We start from the raw sequence: 21,342 nt of genomic DNA, 5'->3' as shown, positions 1-21,342 counted from the left end.
ATAGCAGTATGACAGAAAGAAAATTAAAACGTCCGGAAGTTTTAGCGCCAGCCGGAACATTAGAAAAATTAAAAACCGCCATTCATTATGGTGCGGATGCAGTATATATCGGCGGAGATGCCTATGGTTTACGTTCACGGGCCGGAAATTTTTCATTTGAAGAAATGGAAGAGGGTGTCACTTTTGCGAATCAGTATGGGGCTAAAGTTTATGTAGCTGCTAATATGGTGACTCATGAAGGCAATGAAGAAGGTGCTGGAGAATTCTTCAAGAAATTGCGTGATATTGGAATATCTGCCGTGATCATTTCTGATCCAGCGTTGATCGAAATTTGTGCAGCAGAGGCCCCTGGATTAGAAATTCATCTATCAACACAGGCTTCAGCAACGAACGCCGAGACGTTGAAATTTTGGCAAAATGAAGGACTTGAACGAGTTGTTTTAGCTCGTGAAGTATCAATGGAAGAATTAGCCGAGATTCGTCGCAATACAGATATTCAAATTGAAGCATTTATTCATGGTGCAATGTGTATTTCTTATTCAGGACGTTGTACGTTGTCTAACCATATGTCAATGCGGGATGCTAATCGTGGAGGCTGCTCGCAATCATGCCGTTGGAAGTACGAATTATTCGATATGCCTTTTGCTCAAGAACATCGCTCATTAACGGAAAATGGAGATGTTACAGAAGAATTTTCAATGAGTGCCGTGGATATGTCAATGATCGAACATATTCCTGATTTGATTGAAAATGGCGTTGACAGTTTGAAAATTGAAGGTCGGATGAAATCCATTCATTATGTTTCAACAGTAGCGAATGTATATAAAGCAGCGGTTGATAGCTATATAGCGGATCCAGATAATTACGTCTGCAAGCAGGAATGGATTGATGAATTATGGAAAGTTGCTCAACGGGAACTATCAACGGGCTTTTATTATCATGTACCAACTGAAAACGAACAATTATTTGGCCCGCGTCGGAAGATTCCTGTCTACAAATTTATCGGTGAAGTTTTGAGCTATGATGAGACTACAGGGATAGCGACTGTCCGTCAACGGAATCATTTCAGAGTAGGTGATGAAATTGAATTTTATGGGCCACATTTCCAACATTTTGAACAAACCGTAACGGAAATGAAAAATGACGAAGGTGAGTCAATTGATCGGGCACCTAATCCTATGATGGTATTAACAATGCCTGTTGCACAACCTGTCCAACCTGGAGATATGATTCGAAAGAAAAAAGACTAATAAATAAATCACATGCTAAGGTTGGATGGAAGTATCTAATTGTTTGGCGTGTGATTTTTTAGCGAAGTGAGTATTGGGCAAAAATTGATTCTTTTCTAGAAAAATGTATTAAAATGAACCTATTAAGAGTAAAGCAAAGCTTAAATGTAGGTTTACGAATAAATTAGTCTAAAATTTTTATACACAAATACTAGCTAGGAGGCAAATGAATGAAGGAATATGATTACATAGTTATTGGTGGTGGCAGTGGCGGAATTGCTTCTGCTAATCGTGCTGGTATGTATGGGGCAAAGGTTTTATTAATTGAAGTAAATAAAATTGGTGGAACCTGTGTCAATGTTGGATGCGTACCCAAAAAAGTGATGTGGCAGGCCAGCAGCATGTTAGAAATGATCGAACGAGACGCCCCTAGTTATGGGGTTCAAGCCGATGTCGAAAAATTTAACTTTAAAGAATTAGTTGAACGTCGTGAAAAGTATATCGACTTTTTACATGGTGCCTATTATCGTGGTTTGGATAGTAATAAGGTAGAACGAATTGAAGGGTATGCAACTTTCAAATCGGACCATGTTATCAGTGTGAACGGTGAAGAATACACGGCGCCGAATGTATTGATCGCAACTGGTGGCCGACCAAGTCAAATGAAAATTCCTGGTGGTGAGTATGCCATTGACTCCAACGGATTCTTTGAACTGACAGAACAACCGAAAAAAGTTGTGGTTTTGGGAGCTGGTTATATTGCCGCAGAGTTGAGTGGTGTGTTGCAAGGTATGGGAACTCAAGTTTATTGGGCATTCCGTCACAGCCGTCCATTACGAACATTTGATAAAATGTTGGCGGATAATCTAGTTGAGATTTATCGGGATAATAAAATGAAGCTGTACGATCATCATGTAGCTAAAGAAATCAAACAGAATGATGACGGGACCTATACAGTTTATTTTGAAAATGGAAACACATTGACGGGGGACAAGGTACTGTTTGCCGGAGGCCGTGTACCCAATACGGATAAGTTAGGTTTAGAGAATACCTCTGTGACATTGAATGAGAAAGGGTTTGTCATTGTCGATAAGTATCAAAACACGACGAGTGAGGGAGTTTATGCTGTCGGTGATGTGATTGGCAAGATTGATTTGACTCCGGTAGCTATTGCAGCGGGTCGACGCTTATCGGAGCGTATTTTTAATGGCAAGGCAGAAGAATTCTTAGATTATGAAAATGTTCCAACTGTGATTTTTACGCATCCAACGATGGCGACGATTGGGTTGTCTGAAGAAGAAGCAATCGAACGTCATGGAAAAGATCAGATCAAAATCTATCATTCGCGTTTTACACCAATGTATTTTGCACTGAGCGACTATCGTCAAAAATGTGATATGAAATTAGTTTGTCTTGGTAAAGAAGAAAAAATCATTGGCTTACATGCAATTGGTGTTGGTGTTGATGAAATGCTGCAGGGATTTGCCGTAGCAATTAAAATGGGGGCGACGAAAAAAGATTTTGATGATACAGTTGCCATCCATCCAACTGGCAGTGAGGAATTTGTAACGATGAGATAACAAGAAAGACTGTAGACAGCTCCTCAGATGGGTTTTGTCTACAGTCTTTTTATTGGATCGAGCTTAAGCTGATTTCGCCAGAGGAAAGAATCATTTTCTCCTCACCTAAATCGACTACTAGCTCACCAGTATCGGTGATTGCGGCGGCAGTTCCTACATAGGTGTGGTCTTTTCGTTTAAAAGTGACTTTTTTTCCTAATACGAATGACTTTTTTCGATAAGTCCCAAGATACGTTGTTTGATCTGTTAATAGATCAAAGAAACGATTCCAAATATTAATGATCAATTGATTTCGTGTGATGGTCGCCTTGCCATCAGGAAACAAGGAGGTCGCTTTTTCTTGCAGCTCCTCTGGGTAGTTTTCCTGAGGAATAGAGAAATTGATCCCCATCCCAATAATTACATATTTTAGGGAGTTGGTTTCAATATCAGTCATAGCTTCTGATAAAATACCTACAATTTTCTTTTGATTCAAATAAATGTCATTAACCCATTTTATTTGTGTATCAACACCCAACAACTCATCGATAGCTTCTGCGACAGCGACGGCCATTAAGATTGTATATTGCGGCAGTTCCTGTAATTGTTCTTTGGGCTCCAATAGCATGCTCATATAGATACCTTGCTGTTTCGCTGCAAAAAATGGTCGATTGAAACGTCCTCTTGGTGCTTCCTGCATATCTGCTACGATCAATAAAGGTGACTTTTTACCGTCCATTACAGCTAGCTGTGCATCCTTCATTGTTGAGGTAGAGGTCTCTTGGACAGAGATATCAATTGCTTGCTGAACGCCTGCTTGTATTTCTTTTGCATCTAAAATATCAGAAGGTTGGTAGCGATACCCGGTAGCTGTATGTTGAATCTGATATCCTTTTTTTTCTAGTTCTTTGATTGCTTTCCAAATCGCGGTACGCGATACACCTAATTCTTGTGCTAAAGCTTCACCAGATAAAACGTCTTCGTTTGCCTTCAAACGTGCTAGAATCTTCTCCTTCGTCGACATTTTTACCTCCTTAATTTCTATTCTGGGCTCAGTGTAACAAAAAAACAGGCTACATAAAAGTAGCCTGTCAAGAAAGAAGGAATGAAGCAATCAATTATCAACTTAGTAATAGCGCATCGTCTTTTAGTTCGACACCTGAATTTTGATGGAAGAGCTCCATCAATTTCGGTACAGTCAAGTTTTGTTTTTCCTCTTGTTTCAAGTCCAAAGCAATTTGGCCTTGATGAAGCATAATCAAACGATTCCCATATTGAATCGCATCTTCCATATTGTGCGTTACCATAAAGGCAGTTAATTCTTGTTCACGAATTAAGCGCTCTGTCAGCTCCATTACAGTCAAGGAGGTCTTTGGGTCAAGCGCTGCTGTATGTTCATCTAATAAAATTAGATCAGGACGCTGTAGGGTTGCCATCAATAATGTGATAGCTTGACGTTGTCCGCCAGACAACAAACCGATTTCAGCATCTAGTCGATTTTCTAAATTCAGGTTCAACATCGCTAATTGCTCTTGAAAATAACTACGATCTTTACTTTTTACACCTAATGAGAAACCACGTTTGTGTCCGCGTTTCATAGCTAAGGCTAAATTTTCTTCTACTGACAAACGAACTGCGGTGCCCATTTTGGGATCTTGGAACACACGACTGATTTTTTTCGAGCGACGTGTAACAGAATGCTTAGTGATGTCTTCTTCATTCAAAAACACTTGGCCTTCTTCAATCGGCAATGTACCAGCAACACTATTTAGCAAGGTAGACTTGCCGGCACCATTCCCACCGATAATTGTAACAAATTCACCAGGGGCTAAGCTTAAATTGATGCCACGCAATACATGATTTTCATTAACTGTTCCACGCTCGAAATATTGATGTAGATTATTGATTCTTAATACTGGTTGCATTGACCTCTGCCCCTTTCTTTTTGGATTTGAAGGTAAATTTTGAACGAATTTGCGGTAATGATAAACAGATCACTAAAACGATTGCTGAGGCTAATTTAGAGTCTGTCGGCTCGACATTCATTTCGAAAACTAAAGCCAAGATGAAGCGGTAAATAATTGCTCCAGCAACAATCGTGATCAATCGGATAAGGATCGGTTTATTATGGAGCAGAACTTCGGCAATAATAATGGAAGCTAATCCGATAACGATTGTTCCAACGCCCGAGTTTAAATCAGCAAAGCCGTTATTTTGTGCCAACAAAGCTCCTGAAAGAGCGATACTGCCGTTTGATATCATGTATCCTAATAATTTCATGTTTTCAGTTTTGATTCCGTTAGCTTCACTCATGTCTGGATTGTCCCCTGTTGCTCGAACAGCCAACCCAATTTCTGTTCGGAAAAATAAAACCAACAGTAAAATGACCAATAACACGATTAGAAAACCAACTAAAATAACTGCATTATTTTTATTCAGTCCCATGTCTTGGGCAGCAGTAAACACAGTATTTTCTCCCAGCAAGGCAATATTCGGAGCCCCCATTACACGTGAAGTAACAGAATATAAGCCAGTCATTGTAATGATTCCCGCAAGTAAAGCTGGGATTTTAAATTTAGTATTTAAGATTCCTGTGACTAATCCCGCTAATGCACCTCCGCCAAAGGCCAATATAGTGGCCAATGCGGGATGCATTCCGCTAACGATTCCAATCGCAGCAATCCCACCGCCAAGAGGAAAACTTCCCTCGGCGGTCAAATCGGCTATATCTAAAATTCGAAAAGTCATGTAAACTCCGATCGCCAATAATGACCAGAGCACACCTTGTGACGTCGCTGATAATAACAGAGAGATAACATTCATGATTCTTCCTTCTTTCTTTGTGGAGCTTGTCTTAACTTTTTCTCTTTATTTTGGTTCCTTAATGCTGTCTGGATCAATTCCTAAAGCTTCGGCCATCTCTTTATTAACCACTAATTTAAGTGTATCCGCAGATTCTACGGGAGTATCTTCTGGTTTTGCGTCACCGTCTAAGATTTTTGCAGCCATTTTTCCAGTTTGTTTGCCAAGTGATTTGTAATCAATTCCTACAGTTGCTAAACCACCACCGTCAATCTGTTCAGTTGAACCAGCAACTAATGGAATTTTCTTTTCTTTTACGACATCTCCAATAACAGCAGCAGCACTTGCAAAGGTATTGTCCGTTGGAACATAGATTCCATCTGTTTCACCAGCTAACGATTCAGTAACTTGTTGAACGTCATTTGTCGTGTTTGCTGTCTTGACTTTGACTTCAACGCCAGCCTTTTTTAGAGCTTTTTCTGCCAAATCAGCTTGGATTTTTGAATTTGCTTCCCCTGCGTTGTACATGATTCCGATTGATTTTGCATCAGGGACAATTGATAGTAGAAGGTCGATTTGTTTATCGATTGGCACCATATCCGTGGTTCCTGTTACATTTCCACCAGGTTTTTTATCACTTTTAACTAGTTTCGCCTCTTCTAAATCAGTAACGGCAGTAACTGTAATCGGAATATCTGTCGTAGCGTTCAATAATGATTGAGCAGCTGGGGTCGCAATTCCTAGTAATAAATCGGGTTCATCCTTAACCAATTTTTCACTCATACTTTTTAGGTTGTCTTGATTATTTTGCGCGTTTTGATATTCAATTTTTAGATTGTCGTCTTCTTTATAGCCGCCTTCTTCTAATCCTTCTTTAAATCCTTCATAGGCGTTGTCTAATGAAGGGTGTTGAACTAGTTGTAAGACGCCCACTGTTTTTGTACTGTCATTGCCATCAGCATCGTTTCCGCCGCCACAAGCACCTAACATCAATAAACTTACCAATCCAATTCCTGCTAATACTGTTTTTTTCATTATTTTCTCTCCTTTTTTAAATAAAAAATCACCCGCTTAGAAGTATCGAAACTCTAAGTGGGTGATACGAATACAAAAATAGTATGCTCCTTCAACCACTTAGATTTCTCTATGCGGCCGGTGGTACATCGAAATGCTCTAGCCATCATAGATACAAAAAACACTCAAGTTGTTTGTATCCATCTTGATGAATACAAACCTATCTAAAATAGCTAAAGTAATAGCGGATATTTAGTTGTGAGTTTTTTTTGTTTGACATAAGAAAAACCTCCAACTTGATTAAGATGTAGATTAGTATACGTTAAGAAAAATGAGATGTCAATAATAAATTGTCGAATATTCTGAATATTCAAAAATGTAAATCTAATTGAATCAATTGGTGTTTGCTGAAAGTTTTAAGAAAATCTTGAGGAACGCCATTTAAAACCTTGAGGCTATTGACTTTTATGCTCGTCTCATGTATCATATGAGTTTGCTAAAACTATCTGAAATGATAAAAGGCAGGAACGAAATATTGTCCGTTCCGGTTTTTAATAAGGGAAACAAAAGTAGAAGCTCGCGAATATTTTCAAGAGAACGTTCTATTTTTGGTTTTTTTTTGCCTAAAAGCCGCAAAAAATGTCGCGTGTTACAGTAATTTAATTTTTGTAATATTATTGTAAATTATCTTCGGATCGGTTTTCAAACTTTTAAGAGGGGTGAAGAACTTGGCTGGACACGTAGTAAAATACGGGAAACACCGAGAACGTAGAAGCTTCGCACGAATCAGTGAAGTGTTGGAATTACCGAATTTGATCGAAATTCAAACAGATTCTTATCAATGGTTCTTAGATGAGGGCTTGCGAGAAATGTTTGAAGACATTTTGCCAATTGAAGATTTTAATGGAAACTTGTCACTTGAATTTGTTGACTATGAATTGAAAGAACCTAAATACACCGTTGCAGAAGCTCGTTCACACGATGCAAACTATTCTGCACCATTACATGTTGTACTACGCTTAGTAAATCGTGAAACCGGTGAAATTAAATCCCAAGAAGTATTTTTTGGAGATTTCCCATTAATGACAGAACAAGGAACTTTTATCATTAACGGAGCTGAGCGGGTTATCGTATCCCAATTGGTTCGTTCTCCTGGCGTTTATTTCCACGGAAAAGTGGATAAAAACGGAAAAGAAGGATTTGGTTCAACAGTTATCCCTAACCGTGGTGCTTGGTTAGAAATGGAAACAGACGCAAAAGACATTTCTTATGTCCGGATCGACCGTACACGTAAAATTCCTTTAACGACACTAGTTCGTGCTTTGGGATTTGGTTCTGATGATACGATCTTTGAAATCTTTGGTGAAAGCGAATCTTTGCGCAATACCATTGAAAAAGATTTGCACAAAAACCCAAGTGATTCTCGTACCGAAGAAGGGTTAAAAGACGTTTACGAACGTTTACGTCCAGGCGAACCAAAAACAGCAGATAGCTCTCGTAGCTTGTTAACTGCTCGTTTCTTCGATCCAAAACGCTACGACCTTGCAAATGTTGGTCGTTACAAAGTAAATAAAAAATTAGACCTTAAAACACGTTTATTGAATCTGACTTTAGCTGAAACTTTAGTTGATGCTGAAACAGGTGAGATCATTGTTGAAAAAGGGACTGTTCTTACTCACCAAGTGATGGAAGAATTAGGACCAAAGCTTGAAGGCGGCTTAAATTCAGTTACTTACTATCCTTCTGAGGATGCAGTTGTGACAGATCCGATGACTGTTCAAGTTATCAAAGTCTTCTCACCAAAAGATCCAGAACGTGAAGTCACTGTGATTGGGAATGCATATCCTGATTCTTCTGTACGTACGGTACGTCCTGCTGACATCATTGCTTCAATGAGCTACTTCTTGAACTTGATGGAAGGCATTGGCAATGTCGATGATATTGACCATTTAGGAAATCGTCGTATTCGTTCAGTCGGTGAATTATTGCAAAATCAATTCCGTATTGGTTTAGCTCGGATGGAACGTGTTGTTCGTGAACGTATGTCAATTCAAGACCAAGAAACATTGACACCGCAGCAATTGATCAATATTCGTCCAGTTGTTGCAAGTATCAAAGAATTCTTTGGTTCTTCTCAATTGTCACAGTTTATGGACCAAACAAACCCATTAGGTGAATTGACCCACAAACGTCGTCTATCTGCCTTAGGACCTGGTGGTTTGACTCGTGATCGTGCCGGTTATGAAGTCCGAGACGTTCACTATTCTCACTATGGTCGTATGTGTCCGATTGAAACGCCCGAAGGTCCAAACATCGGGTTGATCAACAGCTTGGCCTCTTATGCGAAGGTTAATAAGTTTGGTTTCATCGAAACACCTTATCGTCGTGTGGACCGTTCAACTGGTAAAGTAACGGATAAAATTGATTACTTAACAGCCGATATCGAGGACCATTACGTAGTAGCCCAAGCAAATAGCAAGCTGAACGATGATGGTACATTTGCTGAGGAAGTCGTTATGGCTCGTGCTACATCAGAAAACTTGGAAGTTACGATTGATAAAGTTGACTACATGGACGTGTCACCAAAACAGGTTGTCGCAGTCGCAACTGCTTGTATCCCATTCTTGGAAAACGATGACTCCAACCGTGCCTTGATGGGAGCAAACATGCAGCGTCAAGCCGTGCCTTTGATCAATCCTAAGTCTCCTTGGGTTGGTACTGGTATGGAATACAAAGCTGCCCATGACTCAGGTGCCGCTTTATTATGTAAAAACGATGGTGTTGTTGAATTCGTAGATGCCCATGAAGTGCGTGTACGTCGCGACAATGGTGCACTAGATAAATATGACATCACAAAATTCCGTCGTTCAAACTCAGGAACAAGTTATAACCAACGTCCATTAGTTGGACTAGGTGAACAAGTAGAAGTCGGCGATATTTTAGCTGACGGACCTTCTATGGAAAACGGCGAATTGGCATTAGGGCAAAACGTTGTCGTAGCCTTCATGACTTGGGAAGGGTACAACTATGAAGATGCCATCATCATGAGTCGTCGATTAGTGAAAGATGATGTGTATACGTCGATTCACATTGAAGAATATGAATCAGAAGCCCGTGATACAAAATTAGGACCTGAAGAAATCACCCGCGAAATCCCTAACGTTGGGGAGGACGCATTGAAGAACCTAGACGAAATGGGGATCATCCGCATCGGTGCTGAGGTTCATGATGGGGATCTATTAGTTGGTAAAGTCACTCCTAAAGGGGTAACAGAATTATCAGCAGAAGAACGCTTATTGCATGCGATCTTTGGTGAAAAAGCTCGTGAAGTTCGTGATACGTCTCTACGTGTGCCTCACGGCGGCGGCGGAATCGTTCATGATGTGAAGATCTTTACCCGAGAAGCAGGCGATGAATTATCTCCAGGTGTAAATATGTTAGTGCGCGTCTACATCGTGCAAAAACGTAAGATTCATGAAGGAGATAAAATGGCCGGTCGTCACGGAAATAAAGGGGTCGTATCTCGTATCATGCCTGAAGAAGACATGCCATACTTGCCAGACGGCACGCCAGTAGATGTCATGCTGAATCCACTAGGGGTACCATCTCGTATGAATATCGGACAAGTATTGGAACTACACTTAGGGATGGCTGCTCGTCAATTAGGCATCCATGTTGCGACACCAGTATTCGATGGTGCGCAAGATAGCGATGTTTGGGAAACAGTACGTGAATCTCGAATGGCGGCAGACGCGAAGACAGTCCTTTATGACGGACGTACTGGGGAACCATTTGATAACCGTATTTCCGTTGGAGTAATGTATATGATTAAATTGGCCCACATGGTTGATGATAAATTGCATGCTCGTTCAATCGGACCTTACTCTCTTGTTACGCAACAACCATTGGGTGGTAAAGCTCAATTTGGTGGACAACGTTTCGGGGAAATGGAAGTTTGGGCACTGGAAGCATACGGTGCCGCCTATACGTTACAAGAAATCTTGACTTACAAATCAGATGATGTAGTTGGTCGTGTGAAAACTTACGAAGCTATCGTCAAAGGTGAACCTATTCCGAAACCAGGAGTGCCTGAATCTTTCCGTGTATTAGTGAAAGAATTGCAAGCTCTTGGTCTAGATATGCAAGTCTTAGATATCAATGACAAGGAAATCGAGTTGCGAGATATGGATGATGATGATGATGACTTGATCACAGTTGACGCGTTGACAAAATATGCAGAGCAACAACAATCTGCAAAACAAGTCGAAGAACAAGCAGCTGCTGAAAAAGCCGAACAAAAATCAGATTTAATCCAAGAAATCGAAACTGCTGAAGACTTATAAGAGTCGCACTTGCCATATGTAAGTCAGCTATCCCTAGCTGACTTACGATAAAATGAAATGGAGGGAAACCCTTTTGATCGATGTAAATAAATTCGAAAGTATGCAAATAGGTTTGGCTTCTCCTGAAAAAATCAGAAGCTGGTCTTACGGTGAAGTAAAGAAACCGGAAACCATTAACTACCGTACATTGAAACCTGAACGCGAAGGGCTATTCGATGAAAGAATTTTTGGGCCAACCAAAGACTGGGAATGTGCCTGTGGAAAATACAAACGAATCCGTTATAAAGGGATTGTTTGCGATCGTTGTGGGGTTGAAGTTACGCGTTCGAAAGTTCGTCGTGAACGGATGGGTCACATCGAATTAGCAGCACCTGTAACACATATCTGGTATTTCAAAGGAATTCCTTCACGGATGGGGCTTGTGTTAGACATGAGTCCACGTGCGTTGGAAGAAATTATCTACTTTGCATCTTATGTCGTAATCGATCCAGGTAATACGAGCCTAGAGAAAAAACAATTATTGACGGAACGTGAATATCGTGAAAAACGTGATCAATATGGTCAAGAATTCCATGCAGCAATGGGTGCTGAAGCGATTAAACAATTATTAGATCAAGTGGATTTAGATGGTGAGTCAGCAGAATTAAAAGAAGAATTAAAAACAGCTCAAGGTCAAAAACGTACTCGTGCCATTCGTCGTTTAGATGTTTTAGAAGCGTTCCGTTCTTCGGGTAACCTTCCTGGTTGGATGGTTATGAATGTTATTCCTGTTATTCCGCCAGATCTACGTCCGATGGTTCAATTAGAAGGTGGTCGTTTTGCGACTTCTGACTTGAATGATTTGTATCGTCGTGTAATCAACCGTAATAATCGTTTGAAACGTTTGTTAGACTTGAATGCACCAAATATCATCGTTCAAAATGAAAAACGGATGCTGCAAGAAGCGGTAGATGCGTTGATTGATAATGGTCGTCGTGGCCGTCCAGTTACTGGACCAGGTAACCGTCCATTGAAATCTTTGTCTCACATGTTGAAGGGGAAACAAGGTCGTTTCCGTCAAAACTTGCTGGGTAAACGTGTGGATTACTCTGCCCGTTCAGTTATTGTTGTTGGACCGTTCTTGAAGATGTATCAATGTGGATTGCCAAAAGAAATGGCAATCGAATTGTTCAAACCTTTTGTAATGAAAGAATTAGTTCAACGTGAGATTGCGTCAAACATCAAAAATGCAAAACGTAAAATTGAACGTCAAGAAGATGTTGTATGGGATGTCTTAGAAGAAGTTATTAAAGAACACCCTGTTTTACTTAACCGAGCACCTACGCTTCACAGATTAGGTATCCAAGCATTTGAACCAATCTTAGTTGAAGGTCGTGCCATCCGTCTTCACCCACTAGTGTGTGAAGCCTACAATGCCGATTTTGATGGGGACCAAATGGCCGTCCATTTACCTCTAGGAGAAGAAGCACAGGCTGAAGCTCGTATGCTGATGCTTGCTGCTACTCATATCTTGAACCCTAAAGATGGCAAACCGGTTGTTACACCATCTCAAGATATGGTCCTAGGTAACTACTACCTAACAATGGAAGAAGAAGGCCGTGAAGGTGAAGGAATGATCTTCCGTGACATGAATGAAGCTGTTTTAGCATGGCGTAATGGCTATGTTCACTTGCATTCACGTGTGGCTGTTGATCCTAATACATTAGGTGATAAACCATTTACTGAAGAACAAAAAGAACGCATGCTGATCACGACTGTTGGGAAAATTATTTTCAACGAGATCATGCCGCAAGAGTTCCCTTACTTGAACGAACCAACTGATTTCAACTTGACACAATACACACCTGATAAATACTTTGTTGAAAAAGGTGCAGATATTCCTGCAGCGATCAAAGAACAAGAAATCATCTTGCCATTCAAGAAGAAAAATCTTGGTAATATCATCGCTGAAGTCTTCAAGCGTTTCAAAGTCACTGATACATCAATGATGCTTGACCGTATGAAAGACTTAGGATACAAACATTCTACACATGCTGGTATGACTGTTGGTATCGCTGATATCATGGCGCTAGCAGAAAAACAAGAAATCATCGACAACGCTCACAAACAAGTTAGCACGATTACGAAACAATTCCGACGTGGTTTGATCACTGACGATGAACGTTATGAACGTGTTATTGCAGTTTGGAATGCAGCCAAAGATGAAATCCAACAACGACTAATGGAATCCTTAGATGCGAAGAATCCAATCTTCATGATGTCTGATTCTGGAGCCCGTGGTAACATCTCCAACTTTACTCAGCTTGCTGGTATGCGTGGACTGATGGCCGCTCCAAACGGACAAATCATGGAATTGCCGATCATCTCGAATTTCCGTGAAGGTCTATCTGTCTTGGAAATGTTTATCTCGACTCACGGGGCTCGTAAAGGGATGACCGATACGGCCTTGAAGACAGCCGATTCAGGTTACTTAACTCGTCGTTTGGTTGACGTTGCCCAAGATGTGATCGTACGTGAAGAAGATTGTGGTACTGACCGCGGTCTAGAAATCTCTGCGATTCGTGAAGGTAATGAAATCATCGAATCATTAGAAGAACGTCTAGTTGGACGTTATACGCAAAAATCCGTGATGCATCCTGAAACAGGTGAGGTTCTATTGCCTGCTGACGCGCTAATCAGTGAAGCAGATGCGAAACGTCTCATTGATGCTGGTGTTGAGAAATTAACGATTCGTTCCGTCTTTACATGTAATACTAAACATGGTGTATGTAAACATTGTTACGGCCGTAACTTGGCAACTGGCGATGACGTTGAAGTTGGTGAAGCAGTTGGTACCATTGCTGCCCAATCAATCGGTGAACCTGGTACTCAGTTAACCATGCGTACATTCCATACCGGTGGGGTTGCCGGAGACGATATTACACAAGGTCTTCCTCGTGTCCAAGAAATCTTTGAAGCACGTAATCCTAAAGGTTTGGCTGTCATTACTGAAGTTACTGGTGAAGTTGTTGAGATTGCTGAAGATGCTGCAACTCGTACGAAGGAAGTTACCGTCAAAGGTGAAACGGATACTCGTACCTACACCGTTCCTTATACAGCTCGCATGAAAGTCGCTGAAGGGGATATGGTTCATCGTGGTGCTCAATTAACAGAAGGTTCAATTGATCCTAAACACTTGTTGCAAGTCCGCGATGTAATCTCTGTTGAAACATACTTGTTACGTGAAGTTCAACGTGTTTACCGGATGCAAGGGGTAGAAATTGGTGACAAACATATTGAAGTAATGGTTCGTCAAATGTTACGTAAAGTCCGCGTTATGGACCCAGGTGACACGGATATCTTGCCAGGGACATTGCTTGATATTGCTGACTTTAAAGATCAAAACTACAATACGTTGGTTGCTGGTGGCACACCTGCGACATCTCGTCCAGTCTTGCTTGGTATTACCAAAGCTTCATTAGAAACAAACAGCTTCTTATCTGCTGCATCATTCCAAGAAACAACTCGTGTCTTGACGGATGCTGCAATCCGCGGTAAGAAAGACCCATTACTTGGATTGAAGGAAAATGTTATCATCGGTAAGATCATTCCTGCTGGTACAGGTATGTCAACTTACCGTAACATGGAACCAAAAGAAGTTGTTGTGGCTAGCGAAAATGTTTACAGTATCTCTGATATTGAAGCACAAATGGCTGCCGAAGACGCTTTGAACAATCCATTAAGTTAATAAGAAGCTAGTCTATTTAGAGTAGCTACTAAAGACCACAAGATTTAAAAGAATCTTGTGGTCTTTTTGTTTTCGCGCTATTATAAGAAAGTATCTGACGAAATATTTAGATGTTAAATTTCGTTTAGAGCGCTAAACAAAGACTGTTGTCAAAAGACGTTTTATGAGAAAATGACAAAGACTACAGGTATATAAAATTTTGAGGTGCCATATGAGCAGAACGAAGAAAATCATCTTGATTGTCGTGGGAATTATCGTGTTACTTGTTGGAGGTATCACTGTCTATCTATTGAAAGTTAATAACGATGTTGATCAAGCAATCAGTAAAATGACAAAGAAAGTTAACTATAAAAGCACACGTTCGACTACGGTCGATTTAAAAAGCGGAGAACCTTTCTCGATTTTATTAATGGGGACGGACACCGGAGACAAAGGACGGAGTTATCAAGGACGCTCGGATTCAATGATGCTCGTCACTATCAATCCTAAGAAAAAGCAAACGCTGATGACAAGTTTGGATCGAGACATTTACACCCAGATTGTTGGGTATAAAGGTGACGAGAACAATTATGTTGCACAAGGCGATACCTATTATGATAAATTAAATGCAGCATATTCTTTAGGTGGAACTAAGATGGCGATTGAAAGCGTTCAAGAAATGCTGGATGTTCCTGTTGATTATTATGTTGAGATTAATATGAAGGGTCTGAAGACATTAGTTGATGCTGTTGGCGGGATCGAGGTCGACAACAAGATCGATTTTACTTTGGACGGTGTCCATGTAAAAAAAGGCAAGCAAGTTCTAGATGGCAGACATGCATTAGAGTATGTGCGGATGCGTCATGAGGATCCAAAAGGTGACGTGGGCAGACAAGCTCGTCAGCGGGAAATCTTATCAAAGATCGTTCATAAGATTCTTTCGGTCAATTCGGTTACACAATATAAGAAATATTTGCGTGCGGTGGAGGATTATGTACGGACTGATTTAAGCTGGAGTGAAATGCTGACGATTGCGAAGGATTATACGCCTGCTGCGAAGAATATTAAGCAGACACAATTAGAGGGGCAAGGGGAGATGATCAGTGGTATCTACTTCCAAATATTAGGTCTGAATAATTTGTTAGAAGAACAAAATATTGTGAAGAAGCAGCTAGGATTACCTGCAAAGAAGAAACTGCCGAACCTTGATGAAGAGGACGACAATCAATTATTCTTTGATGACAGTGATGTGGATAAGATTAGCGCGGGTACACATTATGACTATACTGGTTATGGGAAAATTATTTATCCGATTGATCCTGATAACTATTAAAAATGAAAGAATACTTATGAGAATGTCTCTATCATTTGAGATATTCTCTTTTTTTTAAGGAAATGAGCAGATTCGTTCCATTTTTTCCGGAAATGTTTATGATGAAACCAAAAGGGGGAGTATTTCATGACAGAAGAAAAAGCAATTTTTGCAGGTGGTTGTTTTTGGTGCATGGTAAAACCATTTGACCAAATGTCCGGTATTAAGAAGGTTGTTTCTGGTTATACTGGCGGTCACGTGCCGAATCCAACATATGAAGAGGTTTGCAGTGGGACAACGGGGCACACAGAAGCTGTTGAGATTACTTTTGATCCAGCGGTAATTTCATATCAGCAATTAGTAGAAATTTATTGGCAGCAAACAGATCCTACAGATGCTTTTGGTCAGTTTGCTGATCGGGGGGATTCCTACCGTCCAGTAATTTTTTATGCAACTCCAGAACAAAAGGAAGTAGCAGAAGCTTCTAAGGAACGGTTGCAAACTAGCGGTCGTTTCAAAGAGCCAATTGTAACGTCGATTGAACCAGCACAGGCTTTTTACCCGGCTGAAGAGTATCATCAGGATTTCTATCGAAAAAATCCCGAACACTACAACGCCTACAGTGAAGGTTCGGGACGTAAAGGGTTTATTCGCCAACATTGGAATGCTTAACGGCTTTTTAGAAGTAGGAATAAAAGACCGATAAACAGAAACGGTAGAAACGGCAAACGTTCGGGGATTTTTTTACGCCAGCTCAGATATCCGAAAAACACTAGACCGCTGAGAGAAGCGATAAATAAAACCTCTAATAGTTCGTATCCAGATAAAAAGAAACTCCATAACCCGATTATCCAGAGATCTCCCAAACCTAAGCTGTTTGGGAGTATTTTTTGACTAAAGTAATACAACCCGCAAACAATCAATGGTTGATGCCAATAAGGCTGAAATAGAAAAGTTCCACTGACCAATAAGACGACGCCTGTTCCCCAAAAAATTCTCATTTCAACAATTTGATAATCCCAGTCGATCACGGCTAATACTAATGAACTTAATAACCAAAAGACTTGCCAAAGCTCGATCCATCGGAAATCTTGTAGAAAGATCACAAAGAGAATTCCACAGAATAATTCCAACCAAAAGCTTCGCGTAGAAAACCTTTGCTGACAGTGGGTGCAATAAAATCTCTGTTTTAAAGCAGAGAACAATGGGATCATTTCGCTGGGACGCAGTCTGTGATTGCAGAGATCACAGTGTGATGGTGGATAAAGCAGCGATTCATTTCAAGGGATACGGGAACAAACAACAGCTAAAAAAGAGCCGATAATTGTGCCAAAAATAAAATGTTCGATCGGTTTCACCCCCTTTTACAATAAGTTACGAAAAATGAGAACTTTTCCAGCATTTTCTTTGTACTTTTATCACAATTGTATTATGCTTTTATTAGAGTAAAAATTAGGAGGTATACAGGAATGAAATTTGAAAAAACCAAAGAAGTATTGAATCAATTAGTTGCAGACTTGAGTCAAATGTCCATGGTCATTCACCAAACACATTGGTACATGCGCGGCCCTGGTTTCTTGACATTACACCCAATGATGGACGATTTCATGGACGATGTGAACGATCAATTGGACGAAATCTCAGAACGCTTAATTACGTTAGATGGTTCACCTTTCTCAACATTACGGGAAATGGCAGATAACACAAAAATCCCTGATGAAGTAGGACGTTGGGATCGTACGATGGAAGAACGTTTAACGACACTTGTTGAAGGCTACCGTTACCTAGCTGACCTTTATCAAAAGGGGATCGAAGTAACTGGCGAAGAAGGCGATGATCCAACACAAGATATCTTCATCGAATTCAAAACAGCCACTGAAAAACGTATTTGGATGATCCAAGCACATTTAGGAAAAGCACCAGAAATTGATGCTTAATTCATATGAAAAAGGCACATATCATTATGATATGTGCCTTTTTATAGCAATGAGACACTGCCAGTAGTTTTTTTGCTGACTAGTGTGCCAGATCAGTGTTTAAACCAATTACACCATCTACAGGAATTGATATTAAGATCCCTTGAGCCTCACTAAGCAATCCACATTGTTCCCCAATAGCTTTCATGATGGTCTTCTTTTTCTCTTTTTCTACCAAAATATAAACCATTTCTTTTTCCGGCTGAATGCTGATGCCCCATTTCTTCATGGTTTCCTGCGAATCTAGACGACGAGCATGGACAACCGTCCCCCCGGCGGCCCCAGCTTGTGTCGCTGCTGCCATCACCTCTTCGCTGAATCCTTGATTGATGGTGACCATCAATAAGCTGTGATTTGCTTCGTGAATCATCTGTCGTTCCTCTCTTTCAACATGTTTTTGAACCTTTTCAAGTTTTTCCGAGTCTAAAATTTTCATGATATAAGAACTTGCTCCAGAAATTGGAAAAGTGAATGCACAACCCCTATTTGGCTTGTGGAGGCACAAGCCTTCACTAAGCGCATCAAATAAATCAGGAACGTGTTTTTTAAAAACAGGACAAAAGAGAAGGGCTTTTTCCGAGATACCTAAACCTAGAACGTCCATGACCTCATTTGTGGCTGTTCCTTCGCCAATTGTTAAGTATTGAACGGGAGAACCATGAGCTTCCAAAATAGTAAGACCCTTTTTCACATCTTTATGGCCGATAATTAATACTAACATTCGAACTGCTGGCTTATTATGCATCATCCTCAGAATCCTCCCACTCTTCAATTTCATTTAGCTCTTCTATAACTAAATCTACATATTGCGCAGATTTAGCAGATTTCCATTTATAAACAACACCCATAATTTGAACGGCGATCAAAGGTGTTAATGCAACCAGAGCAACAACACCAAAGGCATCTGCCATAATGTTTCCTCCTAAAGCCTCACTGACTCCAATACAGAGAGGTAGTAAGAAAGTACTGGTCATCGGCCCACTAGCCACGCCGCCAGAGTCAAAGGCGATTCCGATAAATATTTTTGGGACAAATCGAGTAAGTGCCAAGGCGATAAGGTAGCCGGGAATGATGATCCAATAAATACTAATTCCCGTAATGGATCTCAGCATTGCTAATCCGACACTGACAGATACACCGATTGAAAGACAGAGATTCATAGCAGAAGCAGAGATAGCATCGCTAGTCACATTTTCCACTTGATGATTCAGAACTTGAATAGCTGGTTCTGCTTTTACAATGAAATAACCAATCAACATTCCGATGGGGATAAGCAGCCATTTAAACTTACTGGCAGCAAGTTCGCCACCCAATAGACTACCTACAGGAGCAAATCCAATACTTACGCCTGTTAGAAAAAGTACAAGACCTAAATATGTATAAATAAGTCCAACGATGATTCGAATGTACTGCCTCCGATGGTAGCGACGGCTAACTATTTGAAAGATGAAGAACATCGCGGCTATCGGTAAAATAGAAATCAGGACTTCTTTAGCGTAATGAGGTAGTTCCAGCATAAATTCCTTCATAACGTCTCGAGTAGTAATGACATCAGCAAATTCGATTGGTGTGTAAGAAGTGTTTGTTGGTCGAAAGAAAATCCCCAATAACAATACTGCCAGAATCGGTCCAATACTAGAAATGGCAACTAAACCGAAGCTGTCGTCAGATGCATCCTTATCACTTCTTATGGATGCCAACCCAACCCCTAAAGCTAAAATAAATGGCACTGTGATCGGACCTGTGGTAGCACCGCCAGAATCAAAGGCGACTGGAACAAAATCGTTTGGCGCTAGAAAAGATAGCAGGACAACAATAAAATAAAGCACCATCAGTATACGAGACAAACTAATTTTAAATAATATTCGTAGGACAGCGATCGTAAGACAAATTCCGACACCGATAGCGACAGTCCAGACTAATAAATTACTTGGAATTGCGGGCATCTGATCAGCTAAAACTTGTAGATCAGGCTCGGCAATGGTAATGATTGCTCCAATCACGAAGACTACTAAAGCGAGTATCCCTATTTTTTTACTTTTTGAAAGCTGCACTCCGATCCCTTCGCCCAGCGGTGTCATAGACATTTCAGCTCCCAGCTGAAAAAAGCCCATTCCAATAATCAACATGACTGCGCCAACAAGAAACATAGCAATTGTACCGATTTCCATAGGAACCAAGACAACACTGACTATTAAAACGATCAATGTAATCGGAATAACTGCTGATAGGGACTCTGAAATATTTTCTTTTAGTTTTTGATTCATCGTTTCACATCTTTTCTAATTCTACAAAGCGGAAGAATAATTTTGTAGATTAAATTTGAACTAATTGTAAAGTAAGAAGGAGTTGCTCCGAAGGTGTTTTAAAGGGTGAAAAAAGTAATGTTATTGAAGCATAGGAACTAGTCTGGTTCATTTTCCCTTTTAGCACCTACTATATAAACGTACCATGATTTTCAGAAAGATGTAATAATTTACATGAAATTGACTAAATTTTAATTTTTGTGGAATGAAGAAAACTCATAATGCTGAAACGATGATTCTTTATTTGAACGATGGCCCATTATGCGGCTGTTCAGCTAAAAGGACAGTCTTTTTACGTGTTCAATTTATGAATAATTGAACTAATTTCGATTCAACTTAACTATCCATCACTCGTAGCGCATAGGAGTCCAATAAAATTCTCGCAATGATTTGTAAAGGCAATCTCGATCGCACCTCATAGTCAGGAAAATACGACCCTTCCGACTTAAAACCGACTAGAGCAATCTCACAATAACGCATTAGGCTAGAGGCGTTATTAGCTGTTAATAGGATTGAACCGATTTCGGCATCATAACAATTTTTGGCAGCGACAACAAGTTCTCTTGTCTCTCCATTCAAAGAGATAAAAATGACAATATCTCGTTTCGTTAATTTTCGACTGATATTTTTGATGATCTCAGGATCGTTATGCATCTGACAATTTTTCCCCGTTAACTGAAATTTCACCATCATTTCTTGCCCAATCATCTCAGAGAAGCCACGAGCAAAGATAATCACACGCTCGGCAAATTTGATTTTTTGAATGGCATCTTCGATATTGCCGATCTCCATCATATTGATAGTTCGAATGACTTCTTGCTCATTTTTCAAAATAGCACGGCGGATCCCTTTATCGACTTTATCTAGTGAAGAAAAATTGATATTTTTATTTTCTTGTTCCTTTAAATGATGTTTAAAGGCAGTGAATCCTTCATAGCCTTTCTTTTTCATTGTACGAACGATCGTAGCAGTAGAAACGTTGGCCTGCTCACTAAGTTTGACGATCGAGTAATTGGGAATTTCAAGAATGTGGCTCTCGATATAATCCCAGAGGTATTGTTCTGTTTCACTTAATTTATGATCCATTATTTCACT

15 protein-coding genes and 1 pseudogene are annotated in these 21,342 nt (G+C 40.2%); 7 read left to right on the top strand and 9 right to left on the bottom strand.

The features are described 5' to 3' along the window. Window positions 1-8 precede the first annotated feature (8 nt). Entirely contained in the window at window positions 9-1,250 is a 1,242-nt protein-coding gene (locus tag IGI44_RS16185; RefSeq protein ID WP_438788844.1) for a peptidase U32 family protein, read from the top strand. 209 nt (window positions 1,251-1,459) lie between these two features. After that, on the top strand, window positions 1,460-2,809 hold the full coding sequence (gor, locus tag IGI44_RS16180) for a glutathione-disulfide reductase (RefSeq protein WP_438788843.1): 1,350 nt from the start codon (window positions 1,460-1,462) through the stop codon (window positions 2,807-2,809). A gap of 49 nt (window positions 2,810-2,858) precedes the next feature. On the opposite strand, the gene IGI44_RS16175 is transcribed toward gor, so the two are convergent. The 4 genes from IGI44_RS16175 to IGI44_RS16160 form a co-directional block, all read right to left on the bottom strand. Further along, complete coding sequence (locus IGI44_RS16175) at window positions 2,859-3,812, bottom strand: biotin--[acetyl-CoA-carboxylase] ligase (RefSeq protein WP_438788842.1); 954 nt, start codon at window positions 3,810-3,812, stop codon at window positions 2,859-2,861. Window positions 3,813-3,909: 97 nt separating this feature from the next. After that, window positions 3,910-4,713 (bottom strand): ABC transporter ATP-binding protein, encoded by an 804-nt coding sequence (locus tag IGI44_RS16170; protein WP_438788841.1) that lies wholly within the window; start codon window positions 4,711-4,713, stop codon window positions 3,910-3,912. Next, window positions 4,688-5,614, bottom strand: a complete 927-nt coding sequence (locus tag IGI44_RS16165) for an ABC transporter permease (RefSeq protein WP_438789011.1) — start codon at window positions 5,612-5,614, stop codon at window positions 4,688-4,690. Before IGI44_RS16165 ends, IGI44_RS16170 begins: the two co-directional genes overlap by 26 nt. Before the next feature lie 42 nt (window positions 5,615-5,656). Beyond that, entirely contained in the window at window positions 5,657-6,625 is a 969-nt protein-coding gene (locus IGI44_RS16160) for an ABC transporter substrate-binding protein (RefSeq protein ID WP_438788840.1), read from the bottom strand. A 707-nt stretch (window positions 6,626-7,332) separates the two neighbouring features. Here IGI44_RS16160 and rpoB point away from each other — a divergent pair. From rpoB to msrA, 4 genes are all read left to right on the top strand, one after another. Further along, entirely contained in the window at window positions 7,333-10,947 is a 3,615-nt protein-coding gene (gene rpoB, locus IGI44_RS16155; protein WP_438788838.1) for a DNA-directed RNA polymerase subunit beta, read from the top strand. A gap of 73 nt (window positions 10,948-11,020) precedes the next feature. Further along, window positions 11,021-14,674, top strand: coding sequence for a DNA-directed RNA polymerase subunit beta' (gene rpoC, locus IGI44_RS16150; protein ID WP_438788836.1), 3,654 nt, complete (start codon window positions 11,021-11,023; stop codon window positions 14,672-14,674). A 211-nt stretch (window positions 14,675-14,885) separates the two neighbouring features. Next, a complete protein-coding gene (locus IGI44_RS16145) occupies window positions 14,886-15,986 on the top strand; it encodes an LCP family glycopolymer transferase (protein WP_438788835.1) in 1,101 nt (366 codons plus the stop codon). Between the two features lie 126 nt (window positions 15,987-16,112). Further along, on the top strand, window positions 16,113-16,637 hold the full coding sequence (msrA, locus tag IGI44_RS16140) for a peptide-methionine (S)-S-oxide reductase MsrA (protein ID WP_438788834.1): 525 nt from the start codon (window positions 16,113-16,115) through the stop codon (window positions 16,635-16,637). Here msrA and IGI44_RS16135 read toward each other — a convergent pair. Both IGI44_RS16135 and IGI44_RS16130 read right to left on the bottom strand, forming a co-directional pair. After that, complete coding sequence (locus tag IGI44_RS16135) at window positions 16,634-17,071, bottom strand: prepilin peptidase (protein WP_438788832.1); 438 nt, start codon at window positions 17,069-17,071, stop codon at window positions 16,634-16,636. The genes msrA and IGI44_RS16135 overlap by 4 nt on opposite strands. Before the next feature lie 48 nt (window positions 17,072-17,119). Next, window positions 17,120-17,194 (bottom strand): annotated as a pseudogene (locus IGI44_RS16130) (hypothetical protein); the annotation flags it as partial. Between the two features lie 240 nt (window positions 17,195-17,434). Here IGI44_RS16130 and IGI44_RS16125 point away from each other — a divergent pair. Next, window positions 17,435-17,902, top strand: coding sequence for a Dps family protein (locus IGI44_RS16125; RefSeq protein ID WP_438788831.1), 468 nt, complete (start codon window positions 17,435-17,437; stop codon window positions 17,900-17,902). Between the two features lie 79 nt (window positions 17,903-17,981). Here the strand turns inward: IGI44_RS16125 and IGI44_RS16120 are convergent, their stop codons facing one another. From IGI44_RS16120 to IGI44_RS16110, 3 genes are all read right to left on the bottom strand, one after another. Continuing rightward, window positions 17,982-18,689 (bottom strand): transposase, encoded by a 708-nt coding sequence (locus IGI44_RS16120; RefSeq protein WP_438788830.1) that lies wholly within the window; start codon window positions 18,687-18,689, stop codon window positions 17,982-17,984. After that, complete coding sequence (locus IGI44_RS16115) at window positions 18,679-20,208, bottom strand: DUF1538 domain-containing protein (RefSeq protein WP_438788829.1); 1,530 nt, start codon at window positions 20,206-20,208, stop codon at window positions 18,679-18,681. The genes IGI44_RS16120 and IGI44_RS16115 overlap by 11 nt, the downstream gene beginning before the upstream one ends. 375 nt (window positions 20,209-20,583) lie before the next feature. After that, window positions 20,584-21,333 (bottom strand): MurR/RpiR family transcriptional regulator, encoded by a 750-nt coding sequence (locus IGI44_RS16110; RefSeq protein WP_438788827.1) that lies wholly within the window; start codon window positions 21,331-21,333, stop codon window positions 20,584-20,586. Window positions 21,334-21,342: the final 9 nt, after the last annotated feature.

It is taken from the genome of Enterococcus sp. DIV0756, assembly GCF_051710745.1.
Lineage (GTDB): Bacteria > Bacillota > Bacilli > Lactobacillales > Enterococcaceae > Enterococcus_A.
The sequence above is the reverse complement of the archived record's forward strand: the minus strand, read 5'-3'. Positions and strand labels throughout refer to the sequence as shown.